The 17,397-nt window shown below is 68.3% G+C and carries 17 protein-coding genes; 6 read left to right on the forward strand and 11 right to left on the reverse strand.

Going from position 1 to position 17,397, the window contains the following annotated elements; translation table 11 throughout:
- Positions 1 to 10 precede the first annotated feature (10 nt).
- The 4 genes from I6H87_RS25040 to I6H87_RS25055 form a co-directional block, all read right to left on the reverse strand.
- Positions 11 to 1,759: a class I adenylate-forming enzyme family protein gene (locus I6H87_RS25040; RefSeq protein WP_011617095.1), complete on the reverse strand. Its 1,749-nt coding sequence runs from the start codon at positions 1,757 to 1,759 to the stop codon at positions 11 to 13.
- 97 nt (positions 1,760 to 1,856) lie between these two features.
- Positions 1,857 to 2,621: an SDR family oxidoreductase gene (locus tag I6H87_RS25045; protein WP_011617096.1), complete on the reverse strand. Its 765-nt coding sequence runs from the start codon at positions 2,619 to 2,621 to the stop codon at positions 1,857 to 1,859.
- A 205-nt stretch (positions 2,622 to 2,826) separates the two neighbouring features.
- Positions 2,827 to 3,693 carry an arylamine N-acetyltransferase family protein gene (locus I6H87_RS25050; protein WP_011617097.1) on the reverse strand — a complete coding sequence of 289 codons (867 nt, stop codon included), beginning with the start codon at positions 3,691 to 3,693 and terminating at the stop codon, positions 2,827 to 2,829.
- Positions 3,694 to 3,720: 27 nt separating this feature from the next.
- Positions 3,721 to 4,473 carry a Crp/Fnr family transcriptional regulator gene (locus I6H87_RS25055; RefSeq protein WP_011617098.1) on the reverse strand — a complete coding sequence of 251 codons (753 nt, stop codon included), beginning with the start codon at positions 4,471 to 4,473 and terminating at the stop codon, positions 3,721 to 3,723.
- A gap of 215 nt (positions 4,474 to 4,688) precedes the next feature.
- Between I6H87_RS25055 and I6H87_RS25060 the strand changes: the two genes are divergently transcribed.
- The gene (locus I6H87_RS25060) at positions 4,689 to 5,186 is read left to right on the forward strand and encodes an Mpo1 family 2-hydroxy fatty acid dioxygenase (protein ID WP_010809411.1); all 498 of its coding nucleotides are present in this window, start codon (positions 4,689 to 4,691) and stop codon (positions 5,184 to 5,186) included.
- Here the strand turns inward: I6H87_RS25060 and I6H87_RS25065 are convergent, their stop codons facing one another.
- Genes I6H87_RS25065 through I6H87_RS25075 form a run of 3 tightly spaced genes read right to left on the reverse strand, consistent with a single transcriptional unit; the run spans position 5,187 to position 7,569 of the window.
- Entirely contained in the window at positions 5,187 to 6,527 is a 1,341-nt protein-coding gene (locus I6H87_RS25065) for a sensor histidine kinase (protein ID WP_011617099.1), read from the reverse strand.
- Positions 6,528 to 7,202 carry a response regulator transcription factor gene (locus I6H87_RS25070; RefSeq protein ID WP_011617100.1) on the reverse strand — a complete coding sequence of 225 codons (675 nt, stop codon included), beginning with the start codon at positions 7,200 to 7,202 and terminating at the stop codon, positions 6,528 to 6,530.
- 16 nt (positions 7,203 to 7,218) lie between these two features.
- Positions 7,219 to 7,569 carry a PepSY domain-containing protein gene (locus tag I6H87_RS25075; protein ID WP_010809408.1) on the reverse strand — a complete coding sequence of 117 codons (351 nt, stop codon included), beginning with the start codon at positions 7,567 to 7,569 and terminating at the stop codon, positions 7,219 to 7,221.
- 349 nt (positions 7,570 to 7,918) lie between these two features.
- Here I6H87_RS25075 and I6H87_RS25080 point away from each other — a divergent pair, with 349 nt between their 5' ends.
- Positions 7,919 to 8,377, forward strand: coding sequence for an HU family DNA-binding protein (locus I6H87_RS25080; protein ID WP_010809407.1), 459 nt, complete (start codon positions 7,919 to 7,921; stop codon positions 8,375 to 8,377).
- 129 nt (positions 8,378 to 8,506) lie between these two features.
- Entirely contained in the window at positions 8,507 to 9,493 is a 987-nt protein-coding gene (locus I6H87_RS25085) for an alpha/beta hydrolase fold domain-containing protein (protein ID WP_011617102.1), read from the forward strand.
- 225 nt (positions 9,494 to 9,718) lie between these two features.
- Here I6H87_RS25085 and I6H87_RS25090 read toward each other — a convergent pair whose 3' ends face one another.
- From I6H87_RS25090 to I6H87_RS25100, 3 genes are all read right to left on the reverse strand, one after another.
- Positions 9,719 to 10,087 carry a 5-carboxymethyl-2-hydroxymuconate Delta-isomerase gene (locus tag I6H87_RS25090; RefSeq protein WP_010809405.1) on the reverse strand — a complete coding sequence of 123 codons (369 nt, stop codon included), beginning with the start codon at positions 10,085 to 10,087 and terminating at the stop codon, positions 9,719 to 9,721.
- Positions 10,088 to 10,210: 123 nt separating this feature from the next.
- Positions 10,211 to 10,807: an HAD domain-containing protein gene (locus tag I6H87_RS25095; RefSeq protein ID WP_011617103.1), complete on the reverse strand. Its 597-nt coding sequence runs from the start codon at positions 10,805 to 10,807 to the stop codon at positions 10,211 to 10,213.
- Between the two features lie 191 nt (positions 10,808 to 10,998).
- Positions 10,999 to 12,627: a methyl-accepting chemotaxis protein gene (locus I6H87_RS25100; protein WP_011617104.1), complete on the reverse strand. Its 1,629-nt coding sequence runs from the start codon at positions 12,625 to 12,627 to the stop codon at positions 10,999 to 11,001.
- A gap of 230 nt (positions 12,628 to 12,857) precedes the next feature.
- Between I6H87_RS25100 and I6H87_RS25105 the strand changes: the two genes are divergently transcribed.
- Positions 12,858 to 14,705, forward strand: a complete 1,848-nt coding sequence (locus I6H87_RS25105; RefSeq protein ID WP_010809402.1) for a phosphodiesterase — start codon at positions 12,858 to 12,860, stop codon at positions 14,703 to 14,705.
- On the opposite strand, the gene I6H87_RS25110 is transcribed toward I6H87_RS25105, so the two are convergent.
- Complete coding sequence (locus I6H87_RS25110; protein ID WP_011617105.1) at positions 14,702 to 15,457, reverse strand: response regulator transcription factor; 756 nt, start codon at positions 15,455 to 15,457, stop codon at positions 14,702 to 14,704. The genes I6H87_RS25105 and I6H87_RS25110 overlap by 4 nt on opposite strands.
- Before the next feature lie 2 nt (positions 15,458 to 15,459).
- Between I6H87_RS25110 and I6H87_RS25115 the strand changes: the two genes are divergently transcribed.
- Together I6H87_RS25115 and cls are read left to right on the forward strand one after the other, a co-directional pair.
- On the forward strand, positions 15,460 to 15,669 hold the full coding sequence (locus I6H87_RS25115) for a hypothetical protein (RefSeq protein ID WP_136227860.1): 210 nt from the start codon (positions 15,460 to 15,462) through the stop codon (positions 15,667 to 15,669).
- 225 nt (positions 15,670 to 15,894) lie between these two features.
- On the forward strand, positions 15,895 to 17,331 hold the full coding sequence (gene cls / locus I6H87_RS25120) for a cardiolipin synthase (RefSeq protein ID WP_010809400.1): 1,437 nt from the start codon (positions 15,895 to 15,897) through the stop codon (positions 17,329 to 17,331).
- The last annotated feature ends 66 nt before the right edge of the window (positions 17,332 to 17,397 follow it).

Consider the following 17,397-nt stretch of genomic DNA (forward strand, 5'->3'; position numbering starts at 1 on the left):
CTGCCGCAGCTCAGGTGGCAGCGTCGAACAGCTTGCGCAGGTTCGACTTCAGGATCTTGCCATTGGCATTGCGCGGCAGCATCTCCTGGTAAATCAGGATACGCACCGGCACCTTGAATGCCGCCAGCCGGGTGCGCACGAAATCCTGCAGCTCGGCCTCGCTTGCCTGCATGCCGGGCTTCAGGCTGATCACCGCGGCCGGTTCTTCGCCCAGCGTCTTGTGCGCGAGTCCGACCACCGCGGCATCCATCACCGCGGGATGCTCGTACAGGGTGCTTTCCACCTCGATGCAGTAGATGTTCTCGCCGCCGCGGATCAGCATGTCCTTCATCCGGTCGACGATATAGACGTAGCCTTCCTCATCCAGCCGCGCAATGTCGCCGGTGCGCAGCCAGCCGTCGGCAAAGGTCTGCGCCGTGGCCTCGGGCTTGTTCCAGTAGCCGCGCACGACATTGGCACCGCGCGCCATCAGCTCGCCGGTTGCGCCGGGTGGCAAGGCGCGGCCGTGCCCGTCCACCACCTTCATCTCGCCGATCGGCAGCGCCGGGCCGCTGCTGTCCGGGCGCATCACGTATTCCTCGGCGCTGTGGCTGGTGAAGGTGGACGACGTTTCCGTCATGCCCCAGCCGATGCCGGGAGCGGCCAGCGGGAATACCTCACCGATGCGCCGCACCAGTTCGGGAGATGCCGGCGCGCCGCCGTAGTTGACGTTCTCCAGCGAGGACAGGTCGAAGCGGCCGCGCTCCGGATGCTCCAGGATCTGCCACGCGATGGTGGGCACGCCGCCGGCCGCGGTGCAGCGCTCGCGCTCGATCAGCTCCATGCCGCGCAGCGCGTCCCAGCGGTGCATCAGCACGATCTTTCCGCCGGTGGCGATGGCGCCGTTGAGCACCGCCATGCAGCCGGTGACATGGAAGAACGGCACCGCCAGCAACATGGCCTTTTGCGGCGCGGCGGGGTCCGGCGCGGGAATCGGCTCGCCCCGGCGCAACAGGTTGCGCATCGGGCTGAAGCTGCCTGCAACGGCCACGTTGGTGGAGTTGCGGTGCGTGCCGAGCGCGCCCTTGGGTTTGCCGGTGGTGCCCGAGGTGTAGAAGATGGTGGCGTCGTCGTCCGGATCGATATCGACCTGCGGCGGCGCCTGGTCTGGCAGCGCGGCCCAGTCAGCCGGGCAGCCGATCACGCTTTCCAGCGGGGCCACGCGCGGCTCGGCCGCGGTGCCGCCGGCACGTGAGGCATAGATGCGTTCCAGCGCCGGGCAGCCCGGCAGGTGTTCCAGGATGCGGTCGAGCCGTTCGGCATCGACGATCGCCACGCGGCTGCCGGAATCGGCCAGGCCGTACTCCAGCTCGGCCCCGGTCCACCAGGCATTGAGCGGCGTCACGATGGCACCCGCCAGCAGCGCGCCGTAGAACGCCACCGGCCATTCAGGCAGGTTGCGCATGGCTACGGCCACGCGGTCGCCCTTGCGCACGCCATCGCGCACCAGTGCATGGGCGAGGGCGATGGCGGCGCGACGGAAGGCATCGTAGGAGACGCGCTCGTCCTCATAGACCACGAAGGTGCGGTCGGCAAACGCGCGCGTGTTCAGCAACAGCTCGCGCAGCGTGGGCGGTGCGTTCTTCCAGACGGTGGTGGGGATGCCGCGGATCACGCGCGTTTCGGTTTCGAACGGCGCGCCGGGCGCGGTAAGCCGGGCGTGGGCCTCGGCCAGCGACATGACCGGCCAGGTGCCGGCCAACTGCGGATTGCTCGACATGACTGCCTCCCGGAACTGCATTGCAGGTTGAGGGAAATGCAGGAAAGCGGCGGGCGCCGGCCTCAAGGCCGGCGCCCGCAACGCTGGGGTCAGACGCTCAGATGGTCACGCCGCCGTCCACGACCAGCGCCTGGCCGGTCATGAAGGTGCTGGCCGCCGACGCCAGGTAGACCGCCGCCCCGGCAATCTCGACGGGTTCGCCGATGCGGCGCAGCGGCGCGCCCTGGGTGGACTGCTTGTAGCGCTCGGGATCTTCCCACAGCGCGCGCGCAAAGTCGGTCTTGATCAGCCCCGGCGCGATGCAGTTCACGCGCACGTTGTGCGGCCCGAACTCTACGGCGAGGTTGCGCGCCAGCTGGAAGTCGGCGGCCTTGGAGATGTTGTACACGCCGATGGTGGGCGAGCCGCGCAGGCCGCCGATCGACGACACGATGATGATCGAGCCGTCCTTGCGGTCGATCATCTGCGGGGCCACCATCTGGATCAGCCAGTGGTTGGAGATGACGTTGTTGTCCAGCACCTTGCGGAACTGGTCGTCCGACACGCCGCTCATGGGCCCGTAGTACGGGTTGGACGCGGCATTGCAGACCAGCACGTCGATCTTGCCGAAGGCGCGGTTGGTCTCGTCGACCAGGCGCTGCAGGTCGTCCTTTGAAGAAATATTGGCAGGGACCGCGATCGCGGTGCCGGCGCCGTGGCGGGCGTTGATGGCATCCACCACTTCCTGGCAGGCCTCGATCTTGCGCGAAGAAATGACCACCTTGGCGCCCTGGACGGCCATCTGCTCGGCGATGGCGCGGCCAATCCCGCGCGAGGAGCCGGTGACGATGGCAACCTTGCCCGTCAGATCAAACAATGACATGGAGTCTCCTGTATGGCTGCGCCGGCGTCAGGGGCCGGCTTTGTCCTGGCGACGCGCCCGCAGGCAGCATCGCCGGGACATTATGGTGGCGCCGCTGGCCCCAGTCCACAGGCCCGGGTGCCGTGCGCCGGCCATATCAGGATTCTTTCTGCGGGCAATGCGCGCCGTGCATGGCAGGCATGCTGCATAGCAGAATAATGGCGCCTCAGGTGCCAGAGGATGCCGTTGCGGGCGCCAGCAGCGCTGGCAGGGCGTCGGCCAGGCCACGCCGCAGCTCATCGTCCAGCAGCACGCCAAAGCGATCCGACAAGGCCTGCACCACGGCCTCGGGCGAGGCCAGCCGGGTTCGGCGCACGGTGCCGTCAGCTGCGCGCTCGGCCAGCTCGCCGTCGGCCAGCGTCACGCGGGTGCCGCCGTCGGTGCGCGCGGCCATCAGCCGCTGCAGGAATACGCTGTCAGGGTGCGTCGATACATACCAGTTGCGCGGCACGAAATCGATCCACGGCTGCGGTGTCAGGTCGAAGCGGTAGACCTTGATCCAGCCGGCATCGCCGCGCGCCTCCAGGTCGTAGCTGTGGAACGCGGTGGCGGAGGTCTGCGGCGGCGAAGGCGCCAGACGGTAGGGGAAGCTGTCATCGGCCGGCTCGGACAGCGGCATCGCCCTGTATGGCGTGGGGCCGCCGAAGCCGACATCGGCGAGGTAGCTGCGATGCGCCACCTCCACCCGCAGCAGCATGTGCGAGGTCGCGGTCGGCACGTCGTCGGGAACGCCCCAGCGCACGCGCGCGGCCAGCGGCGTCACAACGTAGCCGAGCGCGCTCAGCCCGGCCGCAAGCAGGGTATTGAGTTCAAAGCAGTAGCCGCCACGACGGCGCGCGACGAGCTTGTCGAAGACCGCATCCAGCTCGATCCGTACTGGCCGTCGCAGCAGCGGATCGACGTTTTCGAACGGAATGCTGGCCAGGTGCGCGGCCAGTACGATATCCAGCGCTTCCAGCGTGGGCGAGGGCGGGGCGGCGATGCCGAGGCGCGCGAGCCAGGCATCCTGTTGGGGTGCGTCCAGGGTCATCATGGTGTGCGGGGCTCCGGTGCGATGCGTTCAGTTGAGCGCTTCCAGCGCCGGCAGGTCAAGCAGTTCGATGCCGCCATACTCCAGCCGCAGCAGCCCGCGCGCTTCCAGTTCGCGCAGCGCGTGGTTCACGGTCTGGCGTGACAGGCCCAGCATCTGCGCCAGCTGCTCCTGCGGGATGCGCACGCGCTGCGTGGCCTGGATCTGCGGCAGGTTGCCGTAGCCATGTGCGATCGCGGCCAGGCGCCGGGCAATGCGGGCCGCCGGCGGCAGCAACTGCGCTTCCTCGACATAGTTGAAGGCCTGGCGCGTCTTGGCTGCCAGCAATTGCCCGAAGGCCTGCCACCATGCCGGCTGCTGCGCCAGGCGCTGCTCCAGGCTGGAGCGCGTCACATGCCACAGTGTCGTGGCGCTGACCGCGCGCGCGTCGTGGGTGCGCGGCAGGCCGTCGAACAGGCAGATCTCGCCGAACCAGGTGCCGGGTTCCAGCAGCCCGAGCAACGCCGCCTTGCCCGATTCGCCGCTGGCGTGGATCTGCATGGTGCCGCTGGCGACACAATACAGGCCGTCGAAACGGTCGCCGCGGGCAAAGAGCGTCTCGCCGGCCACCAGCCGGCGCAGGCTGCCGTCATCGAGCAGTGCCTGGCGCAGTGCGGGCGGCAACTGGCTGAACCAGGCGCCGGCACGTACGGCAGCAAGCGCATCGTCGCGCGGCGGCACCGTGCCGGGCAGTTTGCCGGCGAGTTGCGGTTGAGGGCGTTGCGGCGGGCTCGCCAGTCCCATGCCGGTCTCCTTTCATATGGGGTTGTGCCGGGTGTCAGCAGGGACACACAAGGGCACGCTGCGACGGTCCGGACTGTCAAAAACCTGACAGACCAGACTGTGCGCGCCCACTACTATAAATCCACATCCCGCCCGCCGCGCAGCAGCAGGCGGCAGCGTCCGGCCGCCCTTGCGGCGCGGCACGCGCACGCCTGCGCATACAAGGAGATACCCCCGTGAAAACCCTGATCGAACACCTGGCCAACTACGCCGCCTACCATCGCGACCCGCGCAACGTCTTTACGCACTTCATTGGCATTCCGATGATCGTGCTGGCAGTGACGACGCTGCTGGCGCGCCCGGCGCTGCCGCTGGGCGACGGCTCTGCCTACCTGACGCCGGCGATGCTGCTGTACATCCTGTCGTGCCTGTTCTACCTGCGCCTGTCGCTGGTGTTCGGGGTGGCGATGGCGGTCATCCTGGCGTTCTTCCTCTATGCCGGCGCCCACATCGCGGCGATGCCCACCGCCTGGTGGCTTGCCATCGGCCTTGGCCTGTTCGTGGTGGGATGGGTGATCCAGTTCATCGGCCACTATTACGAGGGGCGCAAGCCGGCCTTCGTCGACGACCTGGTCGGCCTGCTGATCGGTCCGCTGTTCCTGGTGGCGGAAACCGCCTTTGCGCTGGGGCTGGCACGCGGCACGCGCGAGGCCATGGCCGCCCGCGCGCACTGATCAGGGCAGCCCCGCCGGCAGCCGCAGCCGCGCCGCCAGCCCGCCCAGCGGGCTCGATGCCAGCGCCAGGCTGCCGTCGTACATCGCGGCGATTTCCGTCACGATCGCCAGGCCCAGCCCGCTGCCGGCAGCGGCCTCGTCGAGCCGGCCAAAGCGGGCGGTGGCGAGTGCCTGCGCCTCCGGCGGCATGCCCGGGCCGTCGTCCTCGACCAGTATTTCGAGCTCGCCATCCGCTTCCTGCAGCGTGACGCGCACGCGCGTGCGCGCCCACTGGCAGGCATTGTCGAGCAGGTTGCCGAGTATTTCGACCAGGTCTTGCCGGTCGCCGGCAAAGTGCCCGGCGCCTTCAACCGTCAGCGCCAGCGCGCGCTCAGCGTGCAGCCGCGCCAGTGCTCGGGTCAGCTCCCGCACCGGCGCGCCGGCATCGATACGCTGGCCGCGCGCCGCCGCGGCGCCCGCGGCGCGGGCGCGTGCCAGATGGCGGTCGACCTGCCGGCGCATCGCTTCGACCTGCGCCGCCACGGCATGCGCCGGCGCCCCCGGCAGCGCCGCGGCCTCGTTGGCGAGCACTGCCAGTGGCGTCTTGACCGCGTGCGCCAGGTCCGCCGCCTGCCGGCGCGAGCGTTCCAGCGCCTGAGTGTTGCGTGCCAGCAGGGCATTGATCTCGGCCACCAGGGGTTCGACTTCGGTGGGCCAGTTGCCGCCCAGGCGTGCCTCGCGCCGCGCCTGCATCGTGCCCAGCGCGCGCCGCAGCCGCGCCAGCGGCGCCAGCCCAAACTTCACCTGCGCCGCAACCGCCAGCATCAGCCCCAGTCCCAGCGCCGTCAGCGACCACGCCAGCGTCCGGTTGAAGCTGCGGCGCGCGGCACGCAGCTCGGTCCGGTCCAGTGCCACCGAGATCTCTACCGGGGTATCCGCGGACGGCAGCACCAGTTGCCGCGACACCACCAGCAACGACTGGTTGCCGGGGCCCGGGCGCACGTCGGCCTGGGCGCCGGCAAGGCGGCGCTCCACCGTCACCGGCATTTCCGTATCCCACAGCGAGCGCGAGCGCAGCAGCGCGCCCGGCGCGCGCGCCTGCCAGTAGGTGCCGGAGTAGGGCAGCTCGTAGCGGGGATCGGCGGGGGTACGGGTGAGGACCAGCTTGCCGTCGGCGCTCCAGTCCAGCGCCGCGGCCAGGCCCGCCAACTGGTGGTCGAGCTGGCGCACATAGGTGTTGTTGACGTGGCGCTCGAACAGCGTCGACAGCAGCCAGCCGCTGGCGCCCAGCGCCGCTGCCAGCCAGACCGCCGCCACTGCCAGCAGGCGCAGCGCAAGGGATCGGCGCAGGCGGGCCGGCATCTAGGGCTGCGGTGGCGACGGCGGCCGCATGCGGTAGCCCTGGCCGCGCACGGTCTCGATGACATCCACGCCAAGCTTGCGGCGCAGCCGCCCGACGAAGACCTCGATGGTGTTGCTGTCGCGGTCGAAGTCCTGGGCATAGATATGCTCGGTCAGCGCGGTCTTGCTGACGATGGCGCCGGGATGGTGCATCAGGTAGTCCAGCACGCGGAATTCATGCGAGGTCAGTGCCACCGGCGTGCCGTCGACGGTGACCTTGCCTGCGCGCGGATTCATCCGCACCGGGCCGCATTGCAGCTCCGGCGCCGGCATGCCGTGCGCGCGCCGGATCAGCGCGCGGATGCGCGCGAGCAGCTCTTCCATGCGGAATGGCTTGGCCAGGTAGTCGTCGGCGCCGGCATCGATGCCTTCGACCTTCTCGGTCCAGCTGTCGCGCGCGGTCAGGATCAGCACCGGCACGCCGACCTGCGCGGCGCGCCAGCGGCGCAGCACCGAAAGGCCGTCCAGCCGCGGCAGGCCCAGGTCCAGGATGACGGCGTCGTAGGGCTCCTGCTCGCCCAGGTGGCAGGCATCCAGGCCGTCCGCGGCCACGTCGACGGCATAGCCGGCCTCGGCCAGGCTGGCGCGGACCTGGGCGGCGAGGGCGGCTTCGTCTTCGACCAGCAAGATGCGCATCGGGGTTTCCTGTCGGTCAGGGTTTGCGGCGGGCGTTTTCCAGCCCACGCCCCTTCGCCTTGAGCAGGGCGGCCGTGCGTGCATCGTACTCGAGCTTGGCCACCGAACCGCCCGGCAACAGCAGCTTGACCTCGTATTGCCAGATGCCGTCGTCGCGGTCCAGCTCAACGCCGATGACGTCGCCCTCGTACTGGCGCGATACCGTTTCCAGGATGCGCGACAGCGGCAGGATTTCGCCGGACTGCACGGCCGCGCGGGCGCGGTCGGCGTCCTTGTCGGCGTGCGCGGCCGGCATCGCCGCCAGCGCCAGCAGCGCCGCAGCGACCAGCACGCCGGGGCGCAGGAGGGCCGGGAAGTTGAACTTCATGGCCCGGAGTTTGCCTCAGATTGCCTGAATGCGGGCTGAACGAAACCCTCGTGACCAGGCAGCAAACGGTAGCGCCGCAGCACGCGCATCGCTGCGCGCACAGGCACCGAAGAGCCTGCCGCGAACGCCAAAACGGGGGTACGTAGGCCGTATTCGCGTTTCCACTGAGGCAAAGCCGCGACAAAACCCGGGGTTTTCACGGGGTTTTACGTTTCGAATGCACGAAAACCCCTTGACTTACGGTACTTTCCGCTATGATTCAGTGGGCGTCGAGCAGACGATTGCGCAACGCTGAGAAGCAATGCGAAACACCTGCCGACACCCATCTGTTCAACTTACGAATATCGATATGGCGACCAAAGCGAAACCGACCGCGAAGACTGCAACCAAGCCCGCTGCCAAGAAGGCCGCGGCAACCAAGGCACCCGTGAAGGCTGCCGCCAAGAAGGCCACGCCGGCCAAGAAGGCTGCTCCCGCCGCTGCGCCCGTTGCGCGCCCGCTGAAGGACACCTTCAACAAGTCGAGCCTGGTCGCTCACCTGGTAGCCCAGACCCAACTGGAAGCCAAGGCCGTGAAGACGGTGCTGGCCCACCTGGAAACCACCATCATCGGCGCGCTGAACAAGAAGGGCGCTGGCGAGTTCACGCTGCCCGGCCTGCTGAAGGTCACGGCGCAGCAAGTGCCGGCCAAGAAGAAGCGTTTCGGCAAGGACCCGTTCACCGGTGAAGAGCGTTGGTTCCCGGCCAAGCCGGCCAGCGTCAAGGTCAAGGTCCGTCCGCTGAAGAAGCTGAAGGACGCCGCAGCCTGATCTGCGCCACGTTGTTCTGACAAAAAAGGAGCCGCTTGCCGGCTCCTTTTTTTATGCGCGAGCGCAATACGTGCCGCGCGTTCCTGCATTTTCAGCCGCCGGCGACAGACCGGCGCGGGAGGAGACACGATGCCAAGTCTGCAAAGCCAGCTGTGGCGGCTTGCCTTGCGCCTGGTCCGCCGCAAGCGGCGGTTTGCCAGCGCCCAGGCGCTCCATGATGAAATCCGGCGGCGCCGTATCGTCGGACGCGCCTATCCGTCCCGGCGCCTGCGTGCGCGGCATGCGGTCAGCGAGGAGCGGATCGCCGGAATGGAGGTCTACACCGTGCGGCCCAGGGGCGGGCCTGCGCACGGTAAATCCCGCCATATCCTTTACCTGCACGGCGGCGGCTATGTCTTCGACATCGTCAGCCAGCACTGGGATTTCATCGGCAAGCTGGTGGACGCGCTTGGCTGCGCGGTGACGGTGCCGGTCTATCCGCTGGCGCCTGAACATACCCACCGCGACGTGTTCGCGGCCATGGTGCCGCTGTGGCAGGTGCTGCAGCAGCGCCATCCGGGCGCAGACCTGACCGTCATGGGCGATTCCGCTGGCGGCGGCATGGCACTGGCGCTGGCACAGGTGCTGCGCGACAGCGGCCAGCCGCTGCCGCGGCGGCTGGTGTTGCTGTCGCCGTTCCTGGATGCCACCGGCGACAATCCCGGCATCGATGCCCTGGAGCCGTTCGACCCGATGCTGTCACGCCCCGGGGGCATTGAATGCGGGCGCGTCTATGCCGGCGCGGATCCGGTCACCCTGCCGCAGGTCAGTCCCATGCACGGCGTGTTGCGCGGGTTGCCGCCCACCACGTTGTTTATCGGCACCCATGACATCCTGCTGCCCGACTGCAGGAAGTTCCGCCAGATGGCCGACGAGCAGGGCCTGCCGCTTCGGTATCACGAGGGCGAGGGAATGTTCCATGTCTGGATGCTGCTGCCGATGCCGGAAGCGGACGCGGCGTTTGCCGAGATTGTGCGGTCAGTGCTTGCCGACGACGCGCACGGCACGGAGGGTAGGGACGGGCTGGCGCCTGTGCGCACTGCCGTTGCCCCGCAGGAGGTGACCGACCCGGGTTGATGCCGGCCGCCCGGTGATTCATGCCAGGCTGGCCGCAACCGGATCCGACTGGAGCAAGTTTAACCTGCGTCAAATGGACAGGACGGGCGCCCCCCTAGAATCGGTCAGGTCATGGGTGCGGGGGCGCTCCCCATGACAGAGCTTCCGGAGTCTTCCTGAAGCTTCCGCCCGCGGCCGCAATGGCTGCGGGTTTTTTATTTGGCGGCCACCATCCGGTCCGCAAACTCAGGCCACCACCTGCTTGGCATAGGTTGCCCGCGCCATCTCGCAGACCTCTACCGACACCTGCACGTCCTGGCCGGTGCCGGAGCCGGCGCGCACGGCTTCGGCGATCACGTCGCAGACGGCCTGCGCCAGCGCCTGGCGCACGGCGGTGTCGCGGCCGTCCAGGATCGACAGGCGCGCGTGGACAAAGGCCCGCTCGACCGCGTCCACGCCCTGGCGGTAAGTCGACAGCGTGACGCAGCGCGACTTGATGTCCGCCTCCTGGAACTGTCCGGAGGCCAGCAGGGCGGCATTGGCTTCATCCAGCAACTCTTCCTGCGAGCAGTTCAGGCGGGTGTTTTCGGTGAGTTCGATGACGAGGTGAGGCATGGCGGCGTCCTGACTGTGTTCCGGTGAAACCGAGCATGATACGGGATCGGGGGCGCGTGGCGGGCGCACCAATGCAAACGGGGCGCTTTATGGCGCCCCGTCGGGATGTGCTGCTGGTGCGGATCAGGCGGGGACGGGCGTGCGCTCGCGTGCCGGTGCCAGTGCGCCGCCAAAGCGGGCCGGATTTTCCCGGGCGAGCTGCTGCAGCTGGGCCAGCTTGGCCTTCAGGCCGGCATCCATTTTCGGTGCAGGCATCACCGTGGACGGGCAGGCCACGCCCAGGATGCCGAGCGCCTGCTGGAAGTTCTCCAGGGTCAGCCCGGCAGCCGGGTCAACGGTGACGAGATGCTCGCGCAAGGCCTCGGGCATCGACTCCGGGGCGGCGCAGGAAATGATCACGTAGTGAACCGGCTTGGCGCCCTGGGCGAAATAAGCTTCGATCTCCGCACCATGGCCGCCTGCGGCCGGCGGGGTCATGGCTTCGACCTGCAGGTCCAGCTGCTGCAGGATTGCCGCGGGCGTGCCGCGGCGCCAGGCGTCGGACACCACCACGCGGGCGCCGGCCACGCCGAACAACCTGCGTACGAACCCCAGCGCGACAGGATCAAAGAACCGGACGTCGCGCAGCGTGCCCGAATCCGGAATGCCGCCGAGGCGGGTGCGGGAGCGGTCGGAATACAGGACGCCGGGTACGTCCAGCATGATGAGTCGTTCAGCCATGGTTTCCTGTGCGGGTGACAGTTCAGTTGGTGTGAACCAAGATTACTCGCCACGGGCAGGCTGACACGTAACCGGCACGGGTTCAGTTGAAACAGATCTGTAACTTTATCGGGGTAGACGTAAATGCCGGTTACGTCGCCATGACAAATGTTTCGCCCAGACACATCTGCCCGTTACAAAGATGACACGCACTAGAAGCGGAAGCGGGCCACATCGTCGGCCAGTGCCGCTGCGTGCTGGTCCAGCCGGGCTGCCTGGCTGGCCAGCTCATCGACCAGCGCCGCGTTCTGCTGGGCGGTCTGGCGCAGCTGCGATACGGATTGCCCGGCGGCCTGCACGCTGCCGGCCTGCTCGTCGGCAAGCGTGCGCAAGGCCTCGGCCAGCGCATGGCTGTGCCCGACGGTAGCCGCGATGCGGTCCATCGCCGCCACCACGCTGGCGCTCAGGCGCGCGCCTTGCTCGATCTCGTGTGTAGCGGTGCTGACGATGCCGTCGATCTCGCGCGCCGCATCGGCGCTGCGCTGGGCCAGCGCGCGCACTTCTTGCGCGACCACCGCGAAGCCGCGGCCGGCGGGGCCGGCGCGGGCCGCTTCCACCGCGGCATTCAGCGCCAGTATATTGGTCTGGAAGGCGATCCCCTGGATCACGCCGACGATCTCGGCGATATGGCGCGAGTGGCCGTGCAGCGTATCCATCGCGCCGCGCATCTGCTGCACCACGGCAGCGCCGGCATCGGTGGCGGCGCGTGCCTGGCTGGCCATCTGGCTCGATTCGGTGGCCTGGGCGTGCGCGTCGGCCACGCGTGCTGCCAGTGCCTGCATGCTGCCGGTGGTGGCATCGAGCGCGCTGGCCTGCCGCTGGGTGCGCGCCGACAAGGCGTGGTTGTCTTCGGCGATCTGCTGGCTGGCCGCGGTGATCTCCTGGGCGCTGGCCTGGATACGGGCCAGTACGCCGGCAAGCTGGTCGCGCATGCGGGCCACGTGGTGCAGCATGCTGCTGTGGTCCGACGGGCGCAGGGCAATGGTGGCGGTCAGGTCGCCGGCGGCTATGCGGCGAGCGATCTCGGCGGCGTCGCGCGGCTCGCCGCCAAGTTCGGCACGCAGGCTGCGCGCAGCGATCCACGCCAGCGCGGCGGCCGCCAGCAGGCTGGCGCCGAGCAGGGCGGCCATCCATGCCTGCGCGCGCAGCTGGCTGGCCGCCACGCTGGCCACAGTGGCGGCGGCCTTTTGTTCCTGCTGCTGGCGCACGGCTTCCACCTGCCGGCTGAGGGATTGCAGCTGTTCAGTAACGAAGTGGCCGTCGACCGAGACCGCGCTGTCGAATTGCAGCGAGTCCAGCGGCTGCTTGCGCAGCAGCGCCACGTAGGCCTGCACCAGCTCGCCGGTGCGCTGGCGTTCGCGCAGCAGCGGCGCGGCCTGTGCTGCGGCGGCCTGGCGTACGCCGGCCAGCGCAGCATCGAGCTGCGACAGGCCGAGCGCGACGTCGGCGGCGGCATCGTCGCGCTCGGTGCTGCTGGTGGCCATGGTCAACGCCAGCTGGGCACGGCCGAGGGTGGCCAGTGCCGACTGCGCGCGCTCGGCCGAGATGGCACCGTGCATGTCGTGCTGGTACAGGGTGTCGGTGCGCGCCTTGATCGAGACCAGGTTGGCGATCCCGGTCAACCCGACCGCGGCACCGAACAGGTACACCAGGGCAAAGGCAGCGCACAGGCGTGCCACCAGCGGCAGGCGGCCCAGTCGTGCGGAAAGCCGCGCGAACAGCCGCGCGGGGGCAGCTGCCCGGCTGCGGCCGGGCAGGTGTGTCTTGATGACTTGCACCACGGAGAAGACTCCAAACGGGCGTGCTGGCTCCTGAAGGATGCACGGCCCGGGCTTGACCCGAATTGCCGCGCGCGCTGTCCTCTGTCCGGGACGGTCGCAGGCGGCGCACGGATGGTCGATCATCAACGTGACGCCGGCGTGACATGGAATGAGGATTTTTGTCATCACGCTGTCATATCCATGTCATGCAATGTCGCTCGCCCTCTTGCCCCATCCCCGGATTTCCCGCCATGACAGGCCTGCCTGCCGCCACGCCTTTGCTCGACCGCGCACCTGTCGCATCTGGTACCCCCATCGCCGCAGCACTTGCGCATGCGCGGCTGCCGCCGCTGCATGCGGTATTCCAGCCGATCGTGCAGGCGGACAATGCCGAGATCCTCGGCTACGAGGCGCTGATCCGGGGGCCGGCGGGCTCGCCCTGGGCGAGCCCGGACGCGTTGTTCCGGCTGGCGCAGGGCGTTGCCGCGACCATGGCGCTGGAGATCCACGCGGCGCGCACTGCGCTGGCCGCCTGGCGCAGCCTGGACCTGCCCGGCAAGCTGTTCCTCAATTTCAGCCCCATGACGTTGCGGCACCTGCTGGCCGAGCGCGGGCGGCTGATGGCGGCGCTGCTGGAGGCCGGTATTGCGCCGTCGCGCCTGGTGATCGAAATCACCGAACAGACCCCGATCGGCGATGCTGCCAGCTTTGCCCAGGCGATGGCGGTGCTGCGCGAGCTTGGCATGCAGTACGCGCTGGATGATTTCGGCACCGGGCATGCCAACCTCGACCTGCTCGCGCACCTGTCGCCGCAGTTCGTCAAGATCGACAAATCGCTGGTGCGGGGCATTGCGTCCTGTTCGCGGCGGCTGGAGATCCTGCGCGCGCTGCTGCGCGTGATGAGCGCCTTTGGCGGGCGCGTGATCGCCGAAGGCGTCGAGGACGAAGACGAGCTCGCCGTGATCCGCGACCTGGGCGTGGCCGGCGCCCAGGGCTACTACGTGGGCCGGCCCTTGTTGCGGCCGGCCGCGCAGGCGCCGCAGCACGTGCACCAGGCGTTGGCTTCGCGGCATATCGCCGTGTTTCCGCAAATGGTGCGCTCAGGCTGGTCGGGCATCACCGCCGGGCGCCTGCTGCGGCCTGCGCCGACGGTGTCGCCTGCCACCAGCAACGATGCGGTGCTGCGCGTCTTCCAGGACCAGCCCGACCTGCAGGCCGTGGCCGTCGTCAATGACGAAGGCCGGCCGCTGGCGATCATCAGCCGCCAGGCTTTCATCGACCGCTACGCGGCGCCATTCCATCGCGAGCTGTATGGCAAGAAGGCCTGCATCGCCATGGCCAACCGCGAGCCGGCCTGCTTTGACCATCGCGCCAGCCTGGAGGAGATGGCGCAGATCCTGTCCGGCGAGAACACGCGCTCGCTTGCCGATGGTTTCGTGATTACCGAACAGGGCCGCTATATCGGCCTGGGCACCGGCGCTGATCTGATCCGGGCCATCACCGAAGTGCGCATGGAGGCGGCGCGCTACGCCAATCCGCTGACCTTCCTGCCCGGCAATATCCCGCTGAACCAGCATATCGAGCGCCTGATCGAAGCCGCCAGCGAGTTCCGCGCCTGCTATGTCGACCTGAACCACTTCAAGCCCTTCAACGACAAATATGGCTACTGGAAGGGCGATGAAATGCTCAAGGGCGCGGCCGCCATCCTGGCCGAGGCCTGTGATCCCGCACGCGATTTTCTCGGCCATGTGGGCGGCGACGACTTCCTGGTGCTGTACCAGAGCAGCGACTGGGCCGCGCGCCTGCAAGCTGCGATCCGGCGCTTCAATGACGCGGCGCGCGCCATGTATTCGCCCGCCGATCGCAACGCCGGCGGCATGCATGGCGAAGACCGCCACGGGCGGCCGGTCTTTTTTGCGCCAGTGTCGATGGCGGTTGGCGTGGTGTGCGTGAGCGGCGAGGGCGTGGCGGGCCTGCAGCGGCTGGGCAGCCAGCATATCGGCGCCGCCGCGGCGGCGGCCAAGCGCGAGGCCAAGCGCTCGGCAACCGGCATGGCCGTGCTGGATTTCCTGTCGCTGGCCGCGACGCTGTCGGTCTAGCGGTCCGGCTGCCTGCGTCTGGTGAGCCGGCGGTCCGACGCGGGCAGCCTGGGCGTTGCGCCCCCTTCCAGTACGTCGAGCCGGTAGCCGTGAGCGTAGACGACAGTGATGACGATGCCGTTGGCGATGCCGATGCGCAGGGTCTTGCGCAGGCGCGACATCAGTCCCGCCAGTGCCCGCGACAGCGGCGCCAGTTCATGCCGCCACACCGCCTGCTGGATGCGGTCGCTGGACAGGACCCTGCCGACATTGGAAAACAACAGCATGGCCAGGTCGAATTCCTTCGGCGTCATTTCGATGCGCTCGTCGTGCAGCGTGGCAAAGCGGCCCACGCTGTTGAGCTGGTAGGGGCCGACGCGCACTACCAGGCCCTGGCGCAGGCGCTCGCCGGTCACCCGGCGGCGCAGCGCCGTGATGCGTGCCATGAGCACGCGCACATTGAGCGGGCGGCACACGTAGTCATCAGCGCCGGCGTCGAGTGCATCGATGAGGCCGTCTTCACTGCTGTCGGCCGCAAGCATGATGATGGGCACATCGCGTGAGCGCGCACAGCGCACGGCACGGATAACGTCGATGGCCGGCAGGTCTGGCAGTTCATCATCGATCAGCAGCATGTCGAACGGTACCTGGCTAACACCGTGGATCAGGTCGCGGCCCGTTTCAAACACGTTGCAACGATAACCGGAACGTGCCAGCAGTTCCGGCACCGGCCGGAGTTGGGGCGACTTGCCCATGAGCAGCGCAATATTCATCGATGGCGAAATACGAGAGCCGTGGCAGGGACGGCCGGACCGCGGCAGGGCTGGAGCCGGACAGCGATGGAACGAAGGCAGGCACCAGGCGCGCACGCACGCAGCACTACCGTTCGCAAGCAGCAAGCGTACAAAAAGTGTGGTCCACAGGACAATCGGACATTTCTGAAATTTCTGCTGTTTTTTTGATGGCGCTCGCGTTGTTGGCGTGAGGGGGCGTATGTCGGCGGCGCCGATGGCGATATGGAAAGTTGTCCACAGCTCCTGTGGACAAGCCAGGGCGCAGTGGCCGGACTGCGGCCTGGCACCGTGATGCTGTCGGCGTGCCAAAAAAGAAGGCAGCGCGCGGGCACTATGGGCGCCGTGCTGTCAACATTCGGGCAGGGTGTGCCAAAATAGCGCGCATCGCGTTCCGGTCCGGGGACTCAAGCCCACCGATGCTGCAGAGCCCGAGTGTCATCGCCATCATCGTCCTGTGCTTTCACGTCGTCGGCGTGGTGGCTGCCCTGCATGCCGTCATGACGGTGCGCACCGCGCCCGGCGCGATCGCGTGGGCGGGGTCGCTGCTGATGATGCCGTACTTCACGCTGGTGCCCTACCTGATCTTCGGGCGCAGCACCTTCGCCGGCTACGTCGACGCCCGGCGCTTCAATGACGACCACCTGCGCGAGCTGCGCCACGGCATGACCCCGCGCGAGCGCGAGGCGCGCAGCGCCTGCGTGGTCCATGCGCCGGCGCAGGCCTGCATGCGTGCGCTACCCCGGCTGACCGGCATGCCGTGCCTGGCCAACAATGACGTGCGCTTGCTGGTCAACGGCGAGCAGACCTTCGAGGCGATCTTTGCCGCGATCGCGCGGGCCAGCCAGGTGCTGATCGTGCAGTTCTTCATCGTGCATGACGATGCGCTGGGCCAGCGCCTGCAGGCGCTGCTGTGCGAGCGCGCGCGGGCCGGCGTCAAGGTGTACTTCCTGTTCGATCGCATCGGCTGCCACGCGCTGCCGCGCCGCTACGTGCGCACGCTGGCCGAGGCCGGCGTCGATGCGCGGGCGTTCTCCACGCACCGCGGCTTTGTCAACCGGTTTCAGCTCAATTTTCGCAACCATCGCAAGCTGGTGATCGTCGATGGCAGCGAGGCCTTTGTCGGTGGCCACAACGTCGGCGTCGAATACCTGGGCGAACGCCCGCCACTGGCGCCGTGGCGCGACACCCATATTGCACTGCGCGGCAGCGCCGTGCTGGACCTGCAGATGGCCTTTGCCGAAGACTGGTTCTGGGCCGCGCGCGAGGTGCCGCACCTGCTGATGCCGCCGCCAGAAGCGGGCGGGCGCATGACCTGCCAGGTGGTGCCGTCAGGCCCTGCCGACGCGCAGGAGACCTGTTCGCTGTTCTTTGTCGAGGCCATCCAGGCGGCGCGCCACCGGCTGTGGATCACGTCGCCGTATTTCGTGCCCGACGAGGCGGTGTTTGCGGTGCTGCGGCTGGCCGTGCTGCGCGGCGTGGATGTGCGCATCCTGATTCCAGCGCGGCCCGATCACCTGGTGGTCTATGCCGCCTCCACTATCTATGCGTACCAGGCCGTGTCCGCGGGCATCAAGCTGTATCGCTACCAGCCCGGCTTCCTGCACCAGAAGGTCATCCTGATCGACGACGAAGCCGCGGCGGTCGGCACCGCCAACCTGGACAACCGCTCGTTCCGGCTCAACTTCGAGCTGATGGTGATGACTGCCGACAAGGGCTTTGCCGCGAGCGTGGCCACCATGCTCGAAGCCGACTTCGCCCAAGCCCGGCGCGTCGGGCTGAACGAGTTCCTCGATGCGCCGGCGCCGCTGCGCGTGGCGATGCACGTCGCCAAGCTGTTTGCGCCCATCCTCTGAAGCCCGCATTCCGGTCCGCTGGTTCCTGCAATTCTCAATGCAAAAGACTTGTTGCGGCCTGATTGT

The sequence above is a fragment of the Cupriavidus necator genome (genome assembly GCF_016127575.1).
Lineage (GTDB): Bacteria > Pseudomonadota > Gammaproteobacteria > Burkholderiales > Burkholderiaceae > Cupriavidus > Cupriavidus necator_D.

Coding starts and splice junctions, on each gene's coding strand:
- I6H87_RS25040 (WP_011617095.1), bottom strand. CDS start 1,759: ATGTCGAGCAATCCGCAGTTGGCCGGCACCTGGCCGGTCATGTCGCTG.
- I6H87_RS25045 (WP_011617096.1), bottom strand. CDS start 2,621: ATGTCATTGTTTGATCTGACGGGCAAGGTTGCCATCGTCACCGGCTCC.
- I6H87_RS25050 (WP_011617097.1), bottom strand. CDS start 3,693: ATGATGACCCTGGACGCACCCCAACAGGATGCCTGGCTCGCGCGCCTC.
- I6H87_RS25055 (WP_011617098.1), bottom strand. CDS start 4,473: ATGGGACTGGCGAGCCCGCCGCAACGCCCTCAACCGCAACTCGCCGGC.
- I6H87_RS25065 (WP_011617099.1), bottom strand. CDS start 6,527: ATGCCGGCCCGCCTGCGCCGATCCCTTGCGCTGCGCCTGCTGGCAGTG.
- I6H87_RS25070 (WP_011617100.1), bottom strand. CDS start 7,202: ATGCGCATCTTGCTGGTCGAAGACGAAGCCGCCCTCGCCGCCCAGGTC.
- I6H87_RS25075 (WP_010809408.1), bottom strand. CDS start 7,569: ATGAAGTTCAACTTCCCGGCCCTCCTGCGCCCCGGCGTGCTGGTCGCT.
- I6H87_RS25080 (WP_010809407.1), top strand. CDS start 7,919: ATGGCGACCAAAGCGAAACCGACCGCGAAGACTGCAACCAAGCCCGCT.
- I6H87_RS25085 (WP_011617102.1), top strand. CDS start 8,507: ATGCCAAGTCTGCAAAGCCAGCTGTGGCGGCTTGCCTTGCGCCTGGTC.
- I6H87_RS25090 (WP_010809405.1), bottom strand. CDS start 10,087: ATGCCTCACCTCGTCATCGAACTCACCGAAAACACCCGCCTGAACTGC.
- I6H87_RS25095 (WP_011617103.1), bottom strand. CDS start 10,807: ATGGCTGAACGACTCATCATGCTGGACGTACCCGGCGTCCTGTATTCC.
- I6H87_RS25105 (WP_010809402.1), top strand. CDS start 12,858: ATGACAGGCCTGCCTGCCGCCACGCCTTTGCTCGACCGCGCACCTGTC.
- I6H87_RS25110 (WP_011617105.1), bottom strand. CDS start 15,457: ATGAATATTGCGCTGCTCATGGGCAAGTCGCCCCAACTCCGGCCGGTG.
- I6H87_RS25115 (WP_136227860.1), top strand. CDS start 15,460: ATGGCGAAATACGAGAGCCGTGGCAGGGACGGCCGGACCGCGGCAGGG.
- cls (WP_010809400.1), top strand. CDS start 15,895: ATGCTGCAGAGCCCGAGTGTCATCGCCATCATCGTCCTGTGCTTTCAC.